Origin of the sequence: Paraburkholderia phymatum (assembly GCF_038900715.1) — a bacterium.
Taxonomy (GTDB): Bacteria; Pseudomonadota; Gammaproteobacteria; order Burkholderiales; family Burkholderiaceae; genus Paraburkholderia; species Paraburkholderia phymatum_A.
Genome location: NZ_JAYMRZ010000037.1, coordinates 37,189 through 59,324, shown reverse-complemented (window position 1 = coordinate 59,324; position 22,136 = coordinate 37,189). Strand labels below are relative to the sequence as shown.

The 22,136-nt window shown below is 59.9% G+C and carries 15 protein-coding genes and 1 pseudogene; 10 read left to right on the top strand and 6 right to left on the bottom strand.

Annotated elements, in window-relative coordinates; translation table 11 throughout:
- The first annotated feature begins 35 nt into the window (after positions 1-35).
- The gene (locus tag VSR68_RS39575) at positions 36-842 is read left to right on the top strand and encodes an IclR family transcriptional regulator (protein ID WP_342937693.1); all 807 of its coding nucleotides are present in this window, start codon (positions 36-38) and stop codon (positions 840-842) included.
- 988 nt (positions 843-1,830) lie between these two features.
- Here the strand turns inward: VSR68_RS39575 and VSR68_RS39570 are convergent.
- The 3 genes and pseudogenes from VSR68_RS39570 to VSR68_RS39560 all read right to left on the bottom strand — a co-directional run.
- A complete protein-coding gene (locus VSR68_RS39570) occupies positions 1,831-2,787 on the bottom strand; it encodes a LysR substrate-binding domain-containing protein (RefSeq protein ID WP_342944933.1) in 957 nt (318 codons plus the stop codon).
- Positions 2,788-2,969: 182 nt separating this feature from the next.
- Positions 2,970-4,040, bottom strand: coding sequence for an alanine racemase (gene alr, locus VSR68_RS39565; protein ID WP_342944932.1), 1,071 nt, complete (start codon positions 4,038-4,040; stop codon positions 2,970-2,972).
- A gap of 98 nt (positions 4,041-4,138) precedes the next feature.
- A pseudogene (locus VSR68_RS39560) lies at positions 4,139-5,311 on the bottom strand (D-amino acid dehydrogenase); the annotation flags it as partial.
- A 266-nt stretch (positions 5,312-5,577) separates the two neighbouring features.
- Here VSR68_RS39560 and VSR68_RS39555 point away from each other — a divergent pair.
- Positions 5,578-6,249, top strand: a complete 672-nt coding sequence (locus tag VSR68_RS39555; RefSeq protein ID WP_342944931.1) for a hypothetical protein — start codon at positions 5,578-5,580, stop codon at positions 6,247-6,249.
- 442 nt (positions 6,250-6,691) lie between these two features.
- A complete protein-coding gene (locus VSR68_RS39550) occupies positions 6,692-7,711 on the top strand; it encodes an IS110 family transposase (RefSeq protein WP_342944930.1) in 1,020 nt (339 codons plus the stop codon).
- Positions 7,712-8,040: 329 nt separating this feature from the next.
- Here the strand turns inward: VSR68_RS39550 and VSR68_RS39545 are convergent, their stop codons facing one another.
- The 3 genes from VSR68_RS39545 to VSR68_RS39535 form a co-directional block, all read right to left on the bottom strand.
- The gene (locus tag VSR68_RS39545) at positions 8,041-9,114 is read right to left on the bottom strand and encodes an IS110 family transposase (RefSeq protein WP_342944929.1); all 1,074 of its coding nucleotides are present in this window, start codon (positions 9,112-9,114) and stop codon (positions 8,041-8,043) included.
- A 345-nt stretch (positions 9,115-9,459) separates the two neighbouring features.
- On the bottom strand, positions 9,460-10,074 hold the full coding sequence (locus VSR68_RS39540) for a hypothetical protein (RefSeq protein ID WP_342944928.1): 615 nt from the start codon (positions 10,072-10,074) through the stop codon (positions 9,460-9,462).
- Between the two features lie 391 nt (positions 10,075-10,465).
- Positions 10,466-11,029 (bottom strand): hypothetical protein, encoded by a 564-nt coding sequence (locus VSR68_RS39535; RefSeq protein WP_342944927.1) that lies wholly within the window; start codon positions 11,027-11,029, stop codon positions 10,466-10,468.
- A gap of 473 nt (positions 11,030-11,502) precedes the next feature.
- On the opposite strand from VSR68_RS39535, the gene VSR68_RS39530 reads away from it, so the two are divergent.
- The 7 genes from VSR68_RS39530 (at position 11,503) to VSR68_RS39500 (ending at position 22,063) form a co-directional block, all read left to right on the top strand.
- A complete protein-coding gene (locus VSR68_RS39530) occupies positions 11,503-12,183 on the top strand; it encodes a vWA domain-containing protein (RefSeq protein WP_090872341.1) in 681 nt (226 codons plus the stop codon).
- A complete protein-coding gene (locus tag VSR68_RS39525) occupies positions 12,180-12,950 on the top strand; it encodes a PP2C family serine/threonine-protein phosphatase (RefSeq protein WP_342944926.1) in 771 nt (256 codons plus the stop codon). The genes VSR68_RS39530 and VSR68_RS39525 overlap by 4 nt, the downstream gene beginning before the upstream one ends.
- Complete coding sequence (locus VSR68_RS39520) at positions 12,950-14,884, top strand: helix-hairpin-helix domain-containing protein (RefSeq protein ID WP_342944925.1); 1,935 nt, start codon at positions 12,950-12,952, stop codon at positions 14,882-14,884. Before VSR68_RS39525 ends, VSR68_RS39520 begins: the two co-directional genes overlap by 1 nt.
- 1,328 nt (positions 14,885-16,212) lie before the next feature.
- Positions 16,213-16,530 (top strand): hypothetical protein, encoded by a 318-nt coding sequence (locus tag VSR68_RS39515; protein WP_090872347.1) that lies wholly within the window; start codon positions 16,213-16,215, stop codon positions 16,528-16,530.
- A gap of 15 nt (positions 16,531-16,545) precedes the next feature.
- A complete protein-coding gene (locus VSR68_RS39510) occupies positions 16,546-16,806 on the top strand; it encodes a hypothetical protein (protein WP_090872349.1) in 261 nt (86 codons plus the stop codon).
- Between the two features lie 535 nt (positions 16,807-17,341).
- The gene (locus VSR68_RS39505) at positions 17,342-18,598 is read left to right on the top strand and encodes a DNA repair exonuclease (protein ID WP_342937459.1); all 1,257 of its coding nucleotides are present in this window, start codon (positions 17,342-17,344) and stop codon (positions 18,596-18,598) included.
- Positions 18,599-18,601: 3 nt separating this feature from the next.
- Positions 18,602-22,063, top strand: coding sequence for an ATP-binding protein (locus VSR68_RS39500; protein WP_342944924.1), 3,462 nt, complete (start codon positions 18,602-18,604; stop codon positions 22,061-22,063).
- The last annotated feature ends 73 nt before the right edge of the window (positions 22,064-22,136 follow it).

Below are 22,136 nucleotides of genomic sequence, written 5' to 3'. Positions count from 1 at the left end.
CTGTAGAGTGTGAGAACAAACTTCGAGGGGAAAACGTGCCTATCAATGCACTCTCGCCGACGGAGCCGACGATCGACACGTCAGAAAGGTCAAGTGGCGTCGCGGTCCTGGATCGAGCATTTGCGATTCTCAACGCCTTTGGACCGGTTGATGACCGGCTCACGCTAACGGAACTCTCGCGCCGCACCGGCTTGTACAAAAGCACGGTTTTGCGACTGCTCGGTGCTTTGGAGCACGGCGGATACATACGGAAGCTGAATGACGGGCAGTACGCCATCGGCCATCAACCGCTGCGCCTCGCAACGCTTTATCAACGGTCCTTTCAAATCGGCCCGGTTGTCGAACCCATCCTTCAGCAACTGAGTCGAGACATGGGCGAGACGGCATCTTTCTATGTGCGGCAGGGTGACCAACGTTTAGTGCTCTACCGCGTGGAGCCGTCAAGGAGCGTGAGGGTCGCGATACGTGTTGGCGAGGAATTCCCGATCGACAAGGGCGCATCCGGCAAAATACTGCTCACATTCACTGAATCTCTGGACCCCCGCGGGAATGACGTGCGCGCGCAACTCTGGGCGGTGTCATACGGCGAACGCGATCCTGAGACAGTATCAGCATCGGTGCCAGTGTTCGATTCGAGTGGTCAACTCGTGGGCGCTCTGACTCTATCCGGGCCCAAGGGTAGATTCGATGCGCCAGACACTATTAACGTTGCGCTGAAGGCGTTGCTTGACAGTGCGAAGCGCGCGACGGTCACCCTGGGTGGTATGGGTGAGAGATACGATGCGAGCATCGCCCACTTCGCCGCCCCATCATCATCCGTAGATCGGGTGTCTGGGAAATAAAAGATCCGCGCTCATATCCGCCCCGGCGCACCGCTTCCCGCTTCACACTTCAGTGCAACTGTCGCAGACCCGCGCCTGACGTCTAGCGAAGTGCAGCTTGAGAGTGGCCGGCGCGAGCAGGTTCTGCGATTTTTGCGAGAAGGCCCTTGCGATCAGGCGAGGCCCGCGTCAGTACAGCGCGCTTAACGCAGTGCTCGAGCCATATACGGTACTTCGGGGGCTCCCGTGACCAAAACGACATAGGGCTACCCAATCGGACAGCGTACGTCGTTCGAACTCAGCCGCACGATAAAGGCGACGCATTGCCGCGCCTGACCAAGCACGAGATCCAAATGGCGAAGACCAAAAAAACATCACCTCAACCTTCGATCTGAATGGCCGGTTCCTGAGTGGAACCGACGCCTGAATGTCTCGGCGACGTTGCCCGCGAATGTCGCTTCATGGCGTGCGCCGTGAAAAGGCGGCGCTTTTCCAGTGGGTGAAAGCCCCACCCGGCAACCGCTCCAGCCGGAAGCAACCTATAAGGAGCAATCGTGGAGGTAACGAAGCGATTGAAGCCTTCGGTGAAGCGTGTCACGAAATACGGTGACAGGGCGAGTGTGCAGGCCCTAACGCGAGTGAACGCCGAGCAAGCCTCGAAAAGGATGATGCGCAGGCCGACCCGAGAGCCATGTCGGGGAAGGCTGATACGGCTGGGTGAATGACGCAACACGGGAAGCCCCCTGGCGTGGTCAGGGATGACAAACCAGACGCCCGTGAGGGACTGGCCGGGCGCCTTCCCGCGCAAGAAGTCAGGATCCTAATGCCTTCTTCTCCTGTCAATATCCAAGGGCGCGAACGCGCCTGTAACCCTTCGGAAACTGGTTGGCGAAACGGCAAAATCCGTCCTCGCCATCCATCAGGATGGCGATCTAAAACGGTCGCCCGACGCTCCCTTTGTCGTTGGAGTGGACGCATTGCGACGGCATGCCTAAGCTCGAGCGAAGGACTATGGAGGGAGGGGCGGATCGACTGGGTACTCAAACATCCTGCGCCCGATGTGGCTTCTAATTCCTTGTGATGACAGCCGACATGAGCAGTGCGCACTCACGAGTCGCGTCAAGGATTCGCGGGCTCGTGCGCAGAACAGCTCGGCGATGCCCGGCAGCGGCTGCGTCGACGCGTATAGCTGGTCACGAATCTCGGGCTGGAAAGGCCGCACGGCGACACGGTTTTTCGCGTACGCCGCCGTCACGGGATCGATCAGCGCGACACCAGCGCCGTTGGCGACCAGCGCGACGATGGTCTGCGACAGCTGCGCCTCAACGCTCATCTGACGCTGGACGTTGTGCTCGACGAATACGCGGTCGATAGCCGTGAGCGCGTCGAACGAGCGCGGGAAGGAGATGAACGATTCGCCTTCCAGGTCGGCGGCCTTAAGCGCTCGCTTTCTCGCAAGCCTGTGCGTGAGCGGCAGAATGCAGCGCATCGACGCATCCGTCAGCCGTTCGCGCCGCACGGACGGATGCGGAATCGCTTCGGCGATGAACCCGACATCGTATCGGCCCGACGCCACCATGTCCACGACGGTGCTCGCGCTATGCGTGAGCAAGGTCACGTCGATGCCCGGATGCGCCTGCACGAACTGCGCGACGACGGCGGGCAACAGTTCGAGCGCGATGGCGGGCGATCCCGCCACCCGCAGCGAGCCGCGCCGCATCGCGCGTATCTGCTGGGCCGCATGGCCAATGCGGTCGAGACCGACAAACGCGCGCTCTACTTCCTCATATAGCACGCGTGCTTCTGCGGTCGGCACCAGCCGTCCCTGCTGACGCTCGAACAGCGTGAAGCCCACGCTGTCCTCGAAGTCCGCGATCAGGCGGCTCACCGCCGGCTGCGAGATATGCAGCAACTGCGCCGCGCGCGTCACCTTGTGCCGCTGGATAAGTGCACGGAAAGCTTCCACCTGTCGGATCTTGAGACCGTGTTATGAACTTTGAAGTACTGGCACTGCATGCACAGGCATAAGCATGGCGAAGACCGCGAAATGAAGCCCGGCAAGAGCCGCACAGACCGTGCTGATCGGCGGAGGCTCTTGCTGTGGCTGTTCGCCTCGCAGTTCTCCCACAGACAGCTCGAATGGCTTGTCTATGGTGACACGCTCAACGGAACCCGGCGCGCTAACGCGCACATCAACTCGTATCCAATCGTACCAGACGCGGACGCGACGTCATCAATCGTGACTTGTTCGCCCCAGAGCTCGACTCTCGAACCAATGCTCGCGTTGGGGCAGGGCGTCAGGTCCACGGTGAGCATGTCCATTGAAACGCGGCCGACGGTGCGCGTGATGATGCCGTCGACGGAGATTGGTGTACCGGTCGGCGCATGGCGCGGGTAGCCGTCTGCGTATCCACACGCAACCACGCCGATTCGTATCTCTTCCTCGGCTCGAAAGGTTCGCGCATAGCCGACCGTCTCGCCAGCGCGCATCGTCTGGACCCCGATGAGTTCGCTGCGCAATGTCATGGAGGCACGCAGCCCAACGTCCTTGATGTCCCTGGATTGCCCTGAAGGCGAAGCTCCGTACAGAACGATTCCAGGTCGCACCCAGTCGCGATGAGCTGGCGAATGCCAAAGAGCTGCTGCCGAGTTCGAGAGACTGCGCTCCCCAGGAATATCGCGTGTCGCCTCATCGAACTGGTTGAGCTGCCAGTCGACGCTGCCTTCGTCTGCATTCGCGAAGTGGCTCATGAGCGTAACGCAGCCGATGCCTTCAGATGCGCGAGCGCGCTCCCAAGCTGCCCGATAGTTTTCCGGCGTGAATCCGAGTCGGTTCATCCCCGAGTTCATCTTCAGATAAATGTCAATTGGCCGCCGGGGCTTTGCGGCAACAATCAGTGCACGCTGCTCGTCGCAATGCACGGCGACCGTTAGCCCGAACTCTTCGGCAGTCTTCACGTCATCGTTTGTGAACACGCCTTCGAGCAGAAGAACAGGTTTCTTCCACCCCAGTTCTCGAACGCGAACCGCTTCGTCGAGGTCGAGTAGTGCGATTCCGTTTGCTGCTCCCAGACCACTATAAATCCGTTCGATTCCGTGTCCGTATGCGTTTGCCTTCACGACGGCCCAGACGCGAGAATTCGCAACCTTTCTTCGGACGACCTCGAGGTTGTGTTTGACAGCGTTGGGATGGATGGAAGCTTTAATTGGGCGCGGCATGGCTTGAATTCGTAGAGAGTTTCGAACGAAGAGCGTTTGGGCCTATGGCGAGTCGGAAGGCCACCCGCACAGGTGCATACGTGTCGAACGGCTAACGCTTAGTTAAGTGCAAAATCCTCGGGCACAGGCGCCTCTTTCTCGTATCGGAAGTCGTTGAGGTCATCGAACTGGATTGCAGGCCTACGGCCCGAAATAAGGTCAGCCAGAAGCTGCGCCGAGCCGCACGACATCGTCCAGCCCAACGTCCCATGGCCGGTATTCAGATAGAGGTTAGGCACAGCGGTGTGGCCGACAATCGGAGTCCCGTCCGGCGTCATTGGGCGTAGCCCCGTCCAGAAGGTCGCATGAGTCGTATCGCCGCCGCCCGGAAACAAGTCGTTCACACACATTTCGAGCGTCTCACGACGAGCCTCGCGCAAGCGCTTGTCGAAACCAACAATCTCGGCCATACCGCCCACGCGAATGCGCTTGTCGAAGCGCGTGATGGCGATTTTGTAGGTTTCGTCGAGGACAGTTGAGACGGGCGCGCGCACCTCGTCGAGGATAGGCGCGGTGATGGAATATCCTTTGAGGGGGTAGACCGGAATCTTGACGAGGCCAGACAGGAAGTTCGTCGAGTAGGAGCCGAATGCGACGACGAACGCGTCAGAATGAATCAGCTTGGCGCCATGGCGCACGCCAACCACCTTGCCTCCTTCGACTACCAGCCCATCAACCGTCGTGTTGTAACGGAAGTTCACACCTGCCTTTTCAGCAAGCGCCGCGAGTCGGGTCGTGAACAACTGACAGTCGCTCGTCTCGTCACCAGGCAACCGCAGTCCGCCCGTCAGCTTATGCGACGTTGCAGCGAGGGCAGGCTCGGCTTTCGCAAGCTCACTAGCCGTTAGCAACTCGTACGGGACATTCGCCTCCTTCAGCACGGCAATGTCCTTCGCCGCGCCTTCGAACTGCTGCTGCGTACGGAATACCTGCAGCGTGCCACCCGTACGGCCTTCGTACTGGATGCCCGTTTCTGCACGCAAAGTCTTGAGGCAATCGCGACTGTATTCTGCGAGTCGGACCATGCGGTTCTTGTTAATGGCATAGCGCTCAGCGGTGCAGTTCTGCAGCATCTGCCACATCCACTGAAGCTGAAACTGCTTGTCCTCATCGTCCGGTCTGATAGCCAGCGGCGCGTGCTTCTGGAACATCCACTTCACTGCCTTCAGAGGTACGCCGGGCGCCGCCCATGGGGCGGCATATCCTGGCGAAATCTGTCCTGCATTCGCAAAGTGTCACGGATCGGCGTATTAGAGCCATTTCATGATCGGCGTAATCGAGCCACTGGATGATCGCCGTAATCGAGCCAGTGCATGATCGGCACAATGGAGCCACTCGATGATCGGCGTATTGGAGCCATCTCAGGATCGGCGTAACCGGGCCACTTGACGGGCTTGTGGTTATGTCGGGCTGCAGCTCGAAACGCATTTCGAACTTCCGTAACCCGGTACCTTCGGCGTCTTTGCCCGGAGGGCCGATGAGTAGAAGGAGTTTCGAAATGTTTGAGTATCGACAGGTCCTGGCGCGCATGCGTCAGGGCGATTCCGACCGCGACATTGCGGGCGCCCGCCTGATGGGACGCAGCAAACTCAAGACTGTACGGCAGGTCGCGCTCGCTCATGGCTGGCTCGATCCCGGGCGGCCGTTGCCGGATGACGCGGAGCTGGCCGGTATCTTTGGGCGCGACCCGAGGGTGGCGCGCAGCTGCATTTCCTCCCTTGAACCGTTTCGCGACGTCGTGCGCGGCTGGTTCGACGCCGGCGTACAAGGTACGACGATCTTCAGCGCGCTCGAACGCAACCACGGTTATACCGGCAGCTATTCGGCTGTGCGCCGCTTCCTGCTGCATCTGAAGGCCGAGCGCGGTGTCAGGGCGACGACGATTCTCGATTTTGCCCCGGTTCAGGTCGACTTCGGCGCCGGGCCCGTACTGACGCACGAGTCCGGCACTGCGCTCAAGACGTGGATCTTCGTGATGACCCTGTGCTGGTCCCGGCACCAGTATGCCGAGATCGTGCTGGATCAGACTGTCGAAACGTGGCTGGCCTGCCACCGGCGTGCGTTCGAATGGTTCGGGGGCTGCCCTGGCCGCGTGACGTTGGCCAGCGCATGTCCAGTGACGCGTTTGAATATGGGGTATTTGTCCTTTTCGTGCATTTTGTGGCGGTAAAGGCGCAAGAAGCCGCTTGCAGCAAGGCTGAGCGGTCCCGCACGTTTTTTCACTTTGACGGATTTTCGACTGGTTGATTTGAAAGCGCTTTGCCGTGCAAACCGCCTATAAGGACTTTCCTTTCTTTGCAAGCTTGGGGTTCATTCATTCATCCATTCAACTCCCGTTGTCATGAGGGACCCAATCGGTACTGAGCGGCGAGACAGACTGCACACCATACCTGTTGCGTCCTAGATAGCGACAGGTCAGACCGGCAGCGGGCGAACTCGACAAACCGCCAGGCGCTACATCGCATGTATTCGCCGTATTCTGGATGGAGTCCCGCTGCGCGGTTACTATCCGGGCCCGGGCACGGCAACGATAGTGCCCAACAAGGCTGATGGCATGGACTCCCGCCCCCTCCGGGGTGCACACTTTCGGAGCCACTTTCGGGAGATTCGAGATGCCTACGCTGACCATCGGCCTTGATATTGCAAAAAGTGTGTTCCAGGTACACGGTGTCGATCGTAGAGGCACGCCAGTCATTCAGCGTAAGCTGCGCCGGGCTGACGTACTAAAGTTAAAGTTCTTCTCAAAGCTGGAGCCGAGTCTGGTAGGTATCGAGGCCTGTCACGGTTCCCATTACTGGGCGCGTGAATTAACCTTCCTTGGGCACACTGTACGGCTGCTGCCAACGCAGTATGTGAAACCATTCCGGGTTGGGGGAAAGAACGATGCAAATGATGCGGCCGCTATTTGCGCAGCTGTTTCGCGACCCGGCATTCACCCGGTGCCCATCAAGAGCGCCGAGCAGCAGTCGCTGCAGTCTGTTCACCGCATGCGCGAGCGACTCATCCACGAACGAACCGCGAAGTCGAACCAGATCCGTAGCATGTTTGCCGAAGAGGGATTCATCTTCCCGACGGGCATTCCTCAGTTGAGGCAAGGTATCGTTGCACTCGTCAACGATTGCGATGCCCGGATCACGCTCCTGCTGCGGCGGCTGGGATCGATGTACCTCGAACAGCTGGCGGCCCTGCAGCAATGGGTTGATGAACTCGCCACCGAGATCACCGAAATATTCAAACGCAATGAAGGTTGCAGGCGACTTGCTACGGTTCCTGGCATTGGCCCGCTTGTAGCCACCGCATTGTTCAGCAGCGTTGGAGATCCCTCGCAATTCAAGAACGGGCGACAGTTCGCGGCATGGTTGGGCTTGACGCCGACGCAACGATCAAGCGGCGGCAAGTCGAGGCTGGGCGGCATTACAAAACGCGGCGATACCTATCTCCGGACTCTGCTTGTACAAGGTGCGCGCGCAGTGATGCGTTTCGTGAATCGCCGTGATGACCGGCATAGCCGATGGATCAAAGCCGTGATGCAACGCCGTCACATGAGTGTCGCGGCAATCGCTCTGGCGAACAAGACGGCACGCATCGCCTGGGCGATATTGACGAGCAATGATAGCTTCAAGACGGTGTAGCACCTGTAACATCTGAAGTACTTTCAGCCTCTTTGCGATTGCGCAAGAAGCGGTGAGCATGGCGAACCGGTCGGACCGGCGCTTGCAGATCCTGATATATGCGGCGGCTGCAGTACGAAGCCAGAAGGCCGATGAGGGGCAAGCGCGCAAACTTCCATGATGGCTCGTGCCCATAGCAGGCACATCAGAAGCCGGATGTACGGACGCAGTCGGGACCTTCAAAATGCAAACCGATCTTGCTCATAGGCGGGGGTCCATGTACGCTTATAGGGTGCGGAGTTTCCCTGTTTGGGTCTACGGCCTTTACGTTTCGTCAGTCGTCGGTCCGGTCATGCGGTTGCGGTGTCGCGGCCAGCGGCGCGTGGGCGGGTCGGTACATACGACGGATCGAAGCGTTCGCCCCTGGCGAGAATCGCCCACAGGATTCGTGCGTGCTTGTTCGCGACGGCTACCAGCGTTCGATACCAGCCCACCCGTGCTTGGAGCTGAACGATCCAGCGCGACAGCCGGTCGGTTCGTCGATGGGCACTCGTCACGGCGGAGCGCGCGCCCTGAAACAGCAGCGTGCGCAGATACGTGTTGCCCTGTCTGGTGATGCGGCCCAGCCGGGTCTTGCCACCACTGCTCGCCTGTTTGGGCACCGTGCCGAGCCAGGCGGCGAATTGCCGACCGTTCTTGAAGAGGTGAGCGTCGCCGACGCTCGACACCGCGGCCGACGCGGTGAGCGGCCCGATGCCGATGACCGCCATCACGCGCTGCGCGTTACTGTCGTGCTTCACATGCGCGGCGATTTGCACGTCGCACCACGTGATCTGGTGATCAAGGGCTCGAATATGGTCCCAACCTCGCAGCAGCGCAGTGCGCGCGGCACCGCTTAGTTCAGTGGCCCCGTCCTCCAGTGCCTCGACGAAGCGGGCACGGAATGCGTCGATGCCTTGCGGCAGGAACACACCGAACTCGACCAGCTCGCCGCGCAGCCGGTTGACCAGCGCCGTGCGCTCCTCGACGAAACCGGTGCGCATCGTGTGCACGAGGAGGACGTTTTGCTGGTCTGCCGTTTTGACTGGCACAAAGCGCATGTGCGGCCGACCCGCGGCCTCGCAAATGGCCTCGGCATCGAGCATGTCGTTCTTCACGTGCTGACCGCCTTTGCGGTACGGTGCGGCGAACTGCGGCGCGATCAGGCGGACTTCATGGCCGAGCGCGCGCAGCTTGCGCGCCCAGTAGTGGGCTGCGCTGCACGCTTCCATTGCGACCAGGCACGGCTCGAGGTTGGCAAACCATTCGAGAAACTTCTGCCGCGAGATTGCTTTCCTGAGCACCACGCGCTCCGTGCTGTCGACGCCGTGTAACTGGATGAGGTTCTTCGCCAGATCCACGCCGATACGAGTAATCTTGTCCATGACTTTCCCCTTCTCAGATGGGTTGCCCAGCACCAACCATCCTGGCATATCGCTATGCCACGAGATCGGGAAAGTCCTTACCAATTCAGAAAATGCACGGAAAGGACGAATACCCCGAGCTCCTTAAGCTGCTCGAAAGAGGTGAGCCAAGCCGGATTCGATCAGCAGAAAGCAAAGCTGCTCGCTGTTTTTTAGGTCATTCCTCCAACTTAACGGCCACGACATATCTGCTGATACCGATTAACGTGAACGACTGGCCTGAGTATGCAGCAAGCGATTCGACTGCGGACGTGACCGCAAAGATGCGAATCACTGCAGTGATCCACATGCCTCTCTACGTTCTGGTTATTTGGGCCATTTCAACTGGGAAACGTCGAACTTGAACTGCTGACGACCAGCCTCGTAGATCGGGATTTCGACAATCAGTTTGCTGGCATGCAGGAGCTTCTGCTGGAACTGCACAGCATTGTCGATGAATATCGCGTCGTTTTTGCCTCCTGTCGATTCGCTAGCGCTGATCCTGGTGACGGGACCATTGTCGAATTTGACAGCGATATAGCATCCCTCAAAACCGCACGTGACCTGTCCTTTATCCAGAACAAAGAATGCTTCCTGGCGTCCCTTTCCCTTCTTGCGGAGATAGATTCGGACTGAGGATCCACCCTGATAAGGGAATTCGAGATTGATCGCGTTGAGCGAAGTGTTGACCGCGAATCGCGTAGTCGTACCGCGCATCTCGTCGTCATCTTCCGAGTAGGTCCACGGTGACGGGTCGGGTTCTGGTGCGGCTTTCACCAACGGCTCAGGCTTCGCTTCCGGCGCAGCGATGCTAGCCGCTACCGCCGGCGCGGACGCTGCATTTGTTTTTGGAGTGACAGATGCCGAGGGGTCGCTATTGGACTTTTGTTGACAGCCAAGCAGGAAAGCCGCCGTCAGAATCGCGACAGATACGGTTTTCAATTTGTAGTCCCCGTTAGTTGACCCGTTTGCTTACCGGCCGCTTTTAGCAAATCTTTAGCTTTTCAGATGCGAACTGCGCGCCCAACACCTTTTTAACCGGCATTGTGATTAGTCGTCAACCTCCATGCAAGTCGCGCCAACCCTCTTCACGCTCAGGCCAGAATCCTGCGATTTCAGCGCTGGATTCGCGCTCGAGCGTCGAAAAGCAGGTGTCCGTTTCGTGTCTGGCACTCGAATCTGCGTTCTGATGCCCGTGCAACCATAGGTCACACTGATCGCACGCTATATCCCTGGAGAGCGTCCAGCATGGGTGAACGCTGCGGCAACGAATTCGCCCGTATAGACACTACCGGTCGAGGCGACGCGCCCTGAACTCCGAACAGGAAACGCGCTAGCCCGACGACGCTAACGTGCCAAGCTGATCCATGCGTGCCTTGGCATGCTGTTCATGACATGCGTAACGCTCCTGCGAAATCGCGCCGTAGCTTTGGCAATCTGCAGTGGTCGCCGCGTAGTGTTCTATTTCCGTTTGCACAACGTTTGGATTGGCTGCCGGCCCGCCATGGGTCTTGAGGTATTTCTGGTAGGTGGTGCGCTCCATCGCCTGCAAGGAGTTTCTCGGTAGCTCTGAAGAGGGATTGAGCTTGCGCAGCGATGCAATCAGGCGCAATGCGTCGCCTTCCGCATCGTCTGGGCTAGATGCGCAATACAGCACTTGGGTAGGCCGGTTGGCCGCAAGAATGAAAGCGGCAATGCATGTCATCGTGACCACGTCGGTCGATGCCTGATTCGGCCGGTAAGTTGCCTGTCCGGCGATCGCGATTCCGTCCTTCAATTTTGCCGGGTTCATCAGGGTGACATTGGATAGCGAGATGGAGGAGGTCGATAGCAGGTCGGCGTTCACCCTGTCGGCAATCTGCTGCGCCGGCATTGTGGTCTTGATTTCGGTTTGCATGTCAGCAAACCAGCGGGCTGGCACGAACCGGTCTCGCTGTGTGACTGTTCCGACTCTCCAGACGACGGGTTGCGGCGTCGGAATAGCCAGATAGCATATGCCGACTTCGTCTTCCGCTCCGACGGGTGTATGGCACGTTGGCGTTAGACCCTCGCTAGAAGGTGCTTCCAGTTTTAGCCGAACGTTTTGCCAGCTCAGCGTCGTTGGCTGCCAAGTCACTTTTTCAGGGGGAAGGGGAACTGGCGATGAAGCGGGCAATAAGGAAGCGGCTGGCTTATCCTCAACAGCGACGACTGGCGGTTTTGACGGATGACTCTTCGATGACAAAGCAGTACCCGCCACCACGGCAAGAACAAGAGCAACGTACGCTGGAGTTTTACTTGCCTGCATGGTTTTTACGCTGCTATTATCAAAATGCAAAAATAAAATGCGCCAAGCGGGACGAGTGTACACCGTAGCGTAGCGAGAAGACCATGACCGAGAACGAAAATCCGTTCGCCAGACAGCTGGCGTTCGGTGCAGACAGTTTTGCAGATAATCCAGAACCGCGTTGTCCTTGCGTGTTATTGCTTGACCGTTCCGGTTCGATGGCTGGCCAGCCGATTGATGAACTGAATGCGGGTCTTGCCGAATTCCGGCAGGATCTGCTTTCCGATGGACTTGCGGCCAAGCGGGTCGAAACCACCGTTATTTCATTCGGGCCGGTCACAATAGACACGGCGTTTCACACTGCTCACAGCTTCATTCCACCCATCCTTGCGGCCGGCGGTGATACGCCGATGGGCGCGGCCATAAACCTTGCCATCGACGCACTTGAATCGCGAAAGGCCGAATATCGGGCCAACGGCATTTCCTATTATCGCCCGTGGATATTCCTGATTACGGACGGCGCGCCGACAGACGAATGGAAAGCTGCGGCGGCGCGTGTGAGGGAAGGAGAGGCGGCGAAGAAGTTTGCTTTCTTTGCGGTCGGCGTCAACCAGGCGGACATGGGCGTCCTGCGTCAGATTTCGACACGAGAACCGCTCAGCCTTAGCGGCCTGAAATTCAGGGAGCTTTTCCAGTGGTTGTCGGGTTCGCTAGGGTCGGTTTCGCAATCAACGCCTGGTACTGAGGTCGCGCTCAAAGCACCTACGGGCTGGGCGGTTGTGTGAGCTGGCGCTACATCGGCGCCTCGGTTGTCGGTACGTCGCATTCGAAGCTCGAACTTCCATGTCAGGACAGCAGCGTGGTCGTGGAGGCATCGGGTCAAAACGATGCCAGATACCTCATTGCTATCGCATCCGATGGAGCGGGCAGTGCCCGCTTCGCTCAAGTTGGCGCGGAGCTCACGTGTGAAACAGCGGCGCGTGCTCTGACCGACCTCTTGGCACATTCCCCGGATGGCATCCTCTCGATTGAACCGCAAGCGCTCGTCGATGCTGTTCGCATCGCGATTCACGATCGGGCGACAGAAGGCGGTAGTTCGATGAGGGACTTTGCGTGTACCGTGGTCGGAGCCGTTGTCGGTCCTGAAAAGGCGCTTTACTTCCAGATTGGTGATGGTGCGATCGTCGCGCGACGCTCCGGGATGCTGGAGTGTGTTTTCTGGCCTGACGGCGGAGAATACGCGAACACAACGTTCTTCATCACTGACCAGGATGCGCAGGCTCATCTTCAGTATCGGATTGACGATAGGCCGGAGGAGCTGGCGTTGATGACGGATGGCTTGCAGCGCCTTGCGTTGGTGTTTGCGAGCAAGACCGTACATGCGCCGTTCTTTGACTCCATGTTTGCTGTGCTTCGGACCGCTTCCGTGGAAGCGTGCGACGAGTTGTCAGGCTCGCTTGCAACGTTTTTGAACAGCGAACCGGTGAACTCACGAACCGACGACGACAAAACTCTGGTTCTGGTTTCGGCAGTGCGAGAGGCGGAAGTGTGATGCAACTGCATGACGAGGCGGGCCGCGCGGTTGTTCTTGGCAAGGAGCTGGGGCGAGGAGGCGAGGGTAGTGTCTTCGAGTCCAGCAGCCTTGGCCGGCACAGCGTCGCGAAGGTGTATCACGCCGCTTTGCCTGAAGACAAGCAGGACAAGCTGCGTGCGATGGCCCGCATCGGTAGCACGTACCTGCATCAGATTTCTGCCTGGCCTACCAAGGTCCTGACGCAGGCCGGTGGGGTCGTCGCCGGCTTTGTAATGGCCAAAATCGAGGGATTCGAACCGATCCACAATCTCTCCAGTCCGGCCAGTCGCAAACAGATTTTTCCTGCTGTCGACTATGCGTTCCTCGTTCATGTGGCTCGCAATGTTGCTGCGGCTTTTGACGCGGTACATGCGCACGGCCACGTGGTCGGCGATGTCAACGAGAACAATTTTCTCGTGGGTCGTAACGGCACCGTGAAGCTGATCGACTGTGACTCGTTTCAGATCGTTGAGGGCAGCCGGCGATATTCCTGCGACGTCGGCGTGAAGCTGTTCACGCCGCCAGAATTGCAGAATGTCAGTTCGCTCAGAGGCAAGGAGCGCACCAGGAATCACGACAATTTCGGTCTGGCAGTGCTGATATTCCAGCTCCTGTTGCTGGGGAGACATCCGTATTCGGGTGTCCCGCTTGGCGGGAATGATCTCCCTCTCGAAGAGGCGATTGCTGTTTACCGGTTTGCATACGGTCCAGATCGCAAGCAACGGCAGGTGGACACGCCTCCCGACGCCATCAACCTTTCTTTTTTCGCTCCAGAAATCGGGCGGGCATTCCAGCGCGCTTTCACCGAAGAAGGTGTGTCGTCGGGACGGCCAGGCGCAAGCGAATGGATAAAGCTCGTGGACGGCTTACATGTCTCGTTGCGCACCTGCGCACAGGCATCGAATCACAAATATCCGTCGCATCTCGCGCAGTGTCCCTGGTGTGAACGCGAACGCGCGGGACGACCGGCGTTCCTTTCACAGAGCGCGGGTGGTACGGGCAATGGTTCGACCGCGACCGGTGACCTCGGCACGATATGGGCACGGATCCAGTCGCTAGCCGGGTTGCCACAGCTTCCCGCCTATACCGCCCCACAGCATGTTGTGACCGGTCAGCTCCAGCAAGTTGGCAAGAATGCTCGTCTCCTGTACAGGCTAAAGGTATCGGCCGTGTCTGTCGGAGCATTTCTCATAACTCTTAATCAGCCCACGTTGTGGTTCATAAGCCTGATTGTCGGTGGTGCGATTATCGCGGTGGTCAAGCATCCCGTTGGCGGGAGGCTTGTCACCCTCGGCGGTGCTGCCATAGCGGCGAAGAAGGTATTCGACTCGGAACTCGAAGAGTACAACAAGCTGACCCAGGACCCGCGTATTACGGAACTTTATGGCCGACTGGTTGCGGCTAAAGCACGCATTGATGGATTACCTGCCGAATACCAGCGGGGCATGCAGGATCTTCATGCCAGAGTACGTGAGCGACAGCTGGAAGTGTTTCTCGACAGATTCCTGATTTCCGATGCCGATATTGATGGAATAGGGCCCGCGCGAGTAACCGCGTTGGCATCATTCAATATCGAGACAGCGCGCGACGTCAGCTATCACTCGGTTATGCGTGTTCAGGGATTTGGCGACGCACTGGCGGGCAGACTCGTCAGTTGGAGGCAGAGCGTCGAGAAACGCTTCGTGTTTGACGCGAGCCGCGGCGTGCCCCAGCAGGACGTCAACGCGCTTAACGCGCGCCTTGCCAACGAGCGAATGCAATTGGAGAGGGCGCTGCGGGACGGCCTGATTCAGTTGCAGCAGTTGCACGCCGCAGCTGTTGGCGTGCGAGGTACTGTCAAGCTTCGTCTCGATACAGCATCTCTGGCTTTGGCACAGGCCGAGGCAGATCTGGCAGCGTTGAAAAGGATATGAGAACGCGAACCCTTTGCCTTCGCGCTTTGGCGACGGCTTTCTGCCTTCTGATGCAAATGCAGTGTGCGTTCGCGCAGGCACCAGCTGGCCAGCCTGATTCGCTGGCCTTCTTTCTGTCCGCATTTCACGGAAAACCTGTAGCGGCCGTTCCCGAGGTTACATATAACCCGATTCGCGCTACAGCGCCGACAACGTCCAACGTACCGACGAATACGACAGCGGGAAGCGGCAACCCGACAGGCTCGCCACAGCCAGGTTCATGTCCACCAGGCGTCGACAGGCTAGGCTGCCCTGGCTCATATTCACCGACTACAGGCACACGGGCGGTGACATCGGCTTGCCCTCCTGGATACCAGCGCGACCCGACTGGCTGCGTCATGCCAGCAATGCCGCTGCATGCGCATCGCATTGGTGGATATGGCGGTTGGGCTTGTGACATGGGATATGTGCGCGCAAATGACGAGTGTTCGCAGGTTGTCGTTCCCGTTAATGCTCATCCAGCAAACACCGCGTCGGGATGGGTATGCAATTTCGGGTACCACTTTACGGTGGACCGCTGCGCGCCTGTTTTCATTCCGGCAAATGCTCACCTCGCGGGAGATGGAAATCGCTATGAGTGCAACTACGGCTACCAGGATATGGGAATGAGCTGCGGCCAATGATGTTAAGCGGCACCAACAAAATACAAGACTGAGAGGCATCGGGGAAAATGACAACGCGCGCTACAAAGCGGCCGCTCAACAAATGCGGTTCGTGCGGTCACACGTGGTATCCGAAGGGGCGATCACTGTCAGTGCGGTGCCCTGAATGCAGAAGCACTGATACGAAGAAGGCAGGTGCGGGGATCGGAGCAGTTGTGGTATTCCTCGCGGCGATGGCCATTTTTGGAGGCAAGAAGGAGTCGCATCCTGCGGCCGACGTTCGGGCGACGGGCGCTCCTGAAGTGCAGGCGGTCGAGCCGGTCACTGCCGCCAGTGCGCCTGAGCCGACTCTCAATGACGCAAATCTGTCCGGTGCGGCGGCATCGAGCGCCGGTGACGAAAAACCGTCAACAGATACTGCACAGACAGGGAGCACAAAGTTATCCGGCGGTCCTCAGGCGCAGGCGAACGTAACGCTTGCAGCGCCTGCGGTAGCTCCCGAAGTCGCTAGTGACGTAGCGCAAAGCCCCGAACCTGATGTACCGACTGCTCCAACCCTTCCATCAGTTCGTGACAGAGAGCATCACTGACGGGTGAGGCTCACCAGACGCGCAACGTCTGAGCCGCAAGTCTCAAGATTTCGAGGCTCGGCGCCGATAACTTTGATTAAATCCCCTGGCGAATTCGATGACAAAGACATGGCTGATAGTTCTGGCGATAGTTGTGGCTGCTGCCGCCGTGGCGTGCAGTCAGATCACTCTGTTTATTGTTCCACCGATCGGCGCGTTACCCGAAGGGCGGACCGTTGTGATCGGCAGGTTGAGTTCCACCAGATTTGTAGACAGCGCTGACGCAATGTGCGAGCGCATTCAGGGTGGCGTTAGCCTTCTCTGTCGTGCTGTGGTGATGGGCACGGTCTTCGAAAAGTCGACCATTCTGATGCGACTTCCATATAGCCAGTGGCTTTACGAGATTTCGACTGACGGGAAAACCTACGAACGTTAAGACGGGGAGCGGAGCATGGGATTTCTGGTGGTGGCAGCGCTGATTGGTTTGATTCCGGCAGCAATTGCAAAAGGCAAAGGGCGTTCGTTTGGCGCATGGTGGATTTATGGCGCCGCAATTTTCATCGTGGCGCTTCCACATTCCTTGTTGATGAAGTCGAATCAGGCAGGTATCGAGCGGCAGCAACTCGCCGATGGGATGAAGAAGTGCCGACATTGCGCGGAATTCATCAAGCAGGACGCCAATGTTTGCCGCTACTGCGGGCGGGACGTATAGAACGCTCTTCCGTCGGCATACCGTTCCTGACGGGATCTTCGGCGCATCAGCGAACGCAATGATGGTGCTTGTCGACTGCACGCGCGACTGCTGGATGGAGGCGTCGAGCCTCTGCTCACGCACGTGCGGCCGGACGGGAATTTCGGGTCCGCGGACGCCAGAATCCCGTCGATCGATGCGGACGTTTGAACGATTTTCAGTATGAAGTTCTGAACACACGCGCAAGTACCCGGATTCGGTTGGCGAGCTTCTCTCTCTCTCTTGAACCGGTCTGCGAATGAGGGGGGCATCACCTGGATTCGGCGCAGCGGCTGGAAAAAGACGGTAAGTCTCCCGACCGCTAACACAGGCGCCGAGTTCAGGGACTCCAGTTGTTCGCGCGCCCCGTGCGTCCGAAATCCTTACCCGATCGATCTCTTGCTCGCGGTCCGTCCGGTTTCATAGACCAGCTAGCGTTTCGCTTAGAATCGACGTCCGGCATCGGCGGGCCACGGCTGTGCACGTCGGCGGCTAATCGTTCAATCGGGGAGTGAACATGCGGTTTATCCATGCAGCGGATATTCATCTCGACAGTCCGCTTCACGGCCTGAGTGCCTATGCGGACGCGCCCGCGGCGATGCTGCGCAATTCGACGCGCGAGGCGTTCTCGTCGCTGGTGACGATCGCCATCGACGAATCTGTCGACTTCATGGTGATCGCGGGCGACCTGTACGACGGCACCTGGCGCGACCACAACACGGGCATCTTTTTCTGCAGGGAGATGGGCCGGCTGCGACGCGCGGAGATTCCCGTGTTCGTCCTGTTCGGCAATCACGACGCCGAAAGCGAGATGACGAAGCAACTGCAACTGCCCGAGAACGTCCGCACGTTCTCGACACGCAAGGCGGAGACGTTCAAGATCGACGCGCTGAAGGTCGCGTTGCACGGGCACAGCTTCAAGGAACGGGAGACTACCGCAAACCTCGTCACGGGCTACCCGCCGCCTGTTTCCGGCTACTTCAATATCGGCGTGCTGCACACGGCGCTCGAAGGCAATGCGGCCCACGCGAGCTATGCGCCGTGCTCACTGGCGGAACTGCATGGCAAGGGCTATCACTACTGGGCGCTCGGGCACGTGCACGAGTTTGCGATGTGGCAGGACCGGTCGACGGTCGTATTCCCGGGCAATCTGCAAGGCCGCAATATCCGCGAGACCGGGCGTCGCGGCGCCGTGATGGTGACGGTGGACGATTCGGGCGAGATCGAAATCGAGCGCCTCTTCGTCGATGTGCTGCGTTGGGAAGCGGTGGAGGTCGATGCCTCGGCTTGCGCGACGCTCAACGATGTCGCGCGCGCGGTTGGTATCCATCTGGAGATGCTCGCGGAATCGGCGTCGGCGACGGTGCCGCATGCCGTCCGCGTGACGGTCACGGGAATGACTGCGGCGCATGGCGACCTGTTCGGACTCGAGCCGCAATTGCGCGCCGAAGTGCTTGCGCAGATCGCGGGTCTCAGCCACGACCGTCTGTGGCTGGAGAAAGTACGCATCGAGACGAGCCCGCTCGGCGATAGCAATGCCGTGCTCGATCGCGCGGATGCCATCGTAGATCTGCATAACCTGCTCGTCGAAGCCGAGTCCGATCCGGAGTTTCTCGCGATGCTGAAAGAGCGGCTGATCGGGCTGGCGACGCATTCGCCTCACGAACTGCAGGAGATGGTGCCGGCGCTCTTCGATGTGCGCAACGGCGAACTGACGGGACTGGTGCGTGCAGTGCGCGCCGGGCTGGTTGAACAGGTGGCGAAGGCGAACTGAACCATGCGCATTGGCAAGCTCGAACTGATCCGCTACGGCAAGTTCTCCGATGAAGCGGTGGCGTTTCCCCGCTCGTCGCACGATTTTCACTTTCTCGTCGGACCCAACGAAGCCGGCAAGTCCACGATCAAGACGGCGATTACCGAACTGCTGTTCGGCATGCCGCACAGCTCGCCGCTGGATTTCATTCATCCTCAGAGCGAACTGCGGCTGGGCGCGGTGATCGAGCATTCGGATCAGTCGCTGGCGTTTCATCGGTCGAAGGCGAGAAAGGCGTCCCTGTCCGCGCCGACGGGCGAGCCGCTCGCGGGGGACGCGCTCTTTCCGTTTCTCGGAGAGGCCGACAAGGCGTTCTTCGAACAGATGTTCTGCCTCGATCACACGTCGCTGATCAAAGGCGGGCAGAGCATTCTTGATGCGTCCAGCGACGTGGGGCAGGTGCTATTCCAGTCGGCGGCAGGCATCTCGAGTCTGGGTCCCGTGCGGGAACGGCTCGCGCAAGAGGCCGACCGCCTGTGGAGCAAACGCAAGTCAGGCGAGCGCGCCTATTACGTCGGGCAGAAGGAACTCGATGACGCGAGCGCCGAACTGAGAGCTGCAATGGTCCGGACGTCCGCCTGGCGGGCTGCGCAGGAGACGGTCGACGACGCGCTGGAAGGCAAGCAATCCGCAGAGCGCCGGCATGGCGAGCTGGAACTGAAACGCAGCCGCCTGGAGCGCATTCGCCGCGTCACGCACCATCTTGCCGTGTGGCGGGAGAAGACCGCCGAGCTGCACACGCTGGGCGAGGTGATCGATCTGCCGCACGATGCCGACGCCACGCTGCAAGGCGCGTTGAGAAAACTGGCGGCAGCCGACAGCGCGCTCGAAGTGCATCTGCGGCGCGCGGGCGAACTGCAAGGCACGCTCGACAACAAGGACATCGATCAGGCCGCGCTAGGGTTCCAGAGCGAAATTGAGGCGCTGGAAAGTACGCGTCACCGATGCGGTGATCATGAAGCGGACATCGCGCGCCTCGAGCAGCAGGTGTCGTTGCTCGTGCGTCAGGTCGCCGATGCCTGCGCGCAACTCGAATGGCCCCGGGACGAACTGGCGGCGCGTAATAGCGTGCCCTCGGCGCTCGCGTTGCATACGGTCGAGAGCCTGATGCGCGACCGCGGCAAGCTTGAGCAGTCGGTCGTCAGCGCACAGCAGGCGTTAGAAAAGAAGCTTGCAGAGATCGCCGACCTTGGCCGCAAGCTGGAGAGCCTGCCCGCTGGGGAAGTTCCCGACGATGTCCAGGCCGCACTGCGTTCCGGGCAACGATACAGGGAAAACGACCTCGCGCAGCGCCGGTTGACGGATGCCGCCACCGACGCACAGCGCACGCTGGATGCGAGTCTTGCGGCGCTCGGCAAATGGAGCCGTCCGTTGCCGGAGCTGAAGTCGATGACCTTGCCATCGACGGAACGTGTCGCGTCGTTGCGTGCCGAGCGCGACGATCTCATCTCGCGTCTCATGCGCGCACGCGACCGACTCGATGAAGCACGCGAGGGCGAACGTCTGGCCGTTGCCGAACACGATTCGTTCGAGCAGGCGCATCAGATCGTGACGGGTGAGGTCGTTGTGCAGGCGCGCGGGGTCCGCGACGCGGCATGGGCGGCGATCAGGGATGGCGCGGTGTCGGTGGCGGACGGCGCGCCGCAATTCGAAGCCGCAATGACGGTGGCGGACGATCTGTCCGACCGGCAGGTCGGCTCGGTCACGGAAGCGACGGAACTGTCGAACCTGAAACAGCGGGTTTTCGAAACGAAGCAAACAGCCCTGCGCCATGGCCAGCGCGTTGCCGAGGCAGAAGAGGCCCTCGCGCGCTTCAACGCAGTCTGGGCGTCGGTCGTATCCGAACAGGAGCTGGACGGCATGGCGCTCGACGATATCGCCTCATGGATCACGCGCCGCGAAAGCGCGCTGCAGGCCGCCACAGCGCTCGAAAAGAGCACGGATGAACTCGAACGCGAGCGCGCGGAGGTCCAATCGTGTCGGGCACGGCTCGCCGGTTGTCTCGTCCAGGCGGGGCTGAGCGGCCCGTTGCCGGCCGAGCTCGAAGACTTGTGCACGATGGCCGAGCGCTACGTGAGCGAACGCGGGCAGGCGGTGACGACGCGGCGCGTGCTCGCCGGGCAGATCGAAGCGGCTCGGGCCGAAGTTGCGAGCTTGCGTCGAGAGGCGGACGTGCACGACGATGCCCACGGTCACTGGAAGGATCAATGGGCCGCCGCCATGACGAAAGCGGGTCTGTCTGCCGTCGCGGATTCGGATGCCGCGACCGAGGCTGCGCTCGGAATCGCCAGGACGGTTCGCGAACAGCTCGATGAAATCGCAGCTATCCGCAACGCGCAGATCGATCCGATGCGCGCCGCCCTGGCGGACTTTTCCGCAGATGCCAGCAGGCTCGCGGTCAAGTTCGGCGTGTCAATGCCGGAAGCGGATGCGAAGACCATTTCGATCGAACTCTCGCGACGTCTGTCGTCGGCGCGGGCCGTGCAGGCCGAATCCCAGCGCCTGACGAACGAACTGGGGGACGTGTCGGAGCGCGTTCGCCTCGCCCGTGCGGAGGTGGATGAGGCGACAGCGCAACTGCGTCCGCTCTATGCGCTTGCGGCCGTCGACAAGCCTGACCTGCTGCGTCCGCTGATCGCGCGTTCGGACCGCAAGCGCGAACTGGCGGAGGCCATCGGGCAGGCGCACAGGAGTCTCGTCAACGATGGCGACGGACTGAGCATCGAAGAACTCGCCGAGGAAGTCGACGCGACCGATCTGGAGACGGTCCAGGCCGATCTGCTGAGCGTGGGCGTCGCGCTGACGGACTCGGTCAACGCACGTGCCGAGATGGCGACCAGGGTGGCCGAGGCGCGTCAGCAACTGGCGGCGATCTCGGGCGGCGCGAATGCCGCGATTGCAGAAGCAAAACGCCAGGAGGCGCTCGCCACCATGGCCGAAGCGGCCGAACGCTTCATCAAGGTCGAGACGGCGTCCACGTTGCTGCGCTGGGCCGTCGACCGGTATCGGGAGCGTCGTCAGGGGCCCATGCTGGCACGCGCGAGCGCAATCTTTTCGGAGCTGACGCTCGGTGCGTTCGAACGTCTTTCGGTCGACTACGATAGCCAGCCGCTGGCACTGGCCGCCGTGCGTGCGGGCGGCAAACGCGTGGAGATCAGTGGCATGAGTGAGGGGACGCGTGACCAGCTCTATCTGGCGTTACGTCTTGCCGCGCTCGAACTGCATTGCGAGCGTGGTTCCGCGCTGCCTTTCGTTGCCGATGACCTGTTCATCAATTTCGACGACAGGCGTGCGAAGGCAGGGCTTCGCGTGCTGGCGGGACTGGCCACGCGCATGCAGGTGATCTTTCTCAGTCACCACGATCACCTGGTCGAGATCATCAACGAGGTGTTTGGCGCTTCGGCGAACGTGCGATATCTCGGTTAGCGGTTCTCGCCATCCAGCAACGCAACGAATATTCCGGCAAGTAGTGCCGCTTTTGCGTGTCCAGGGTGGACAT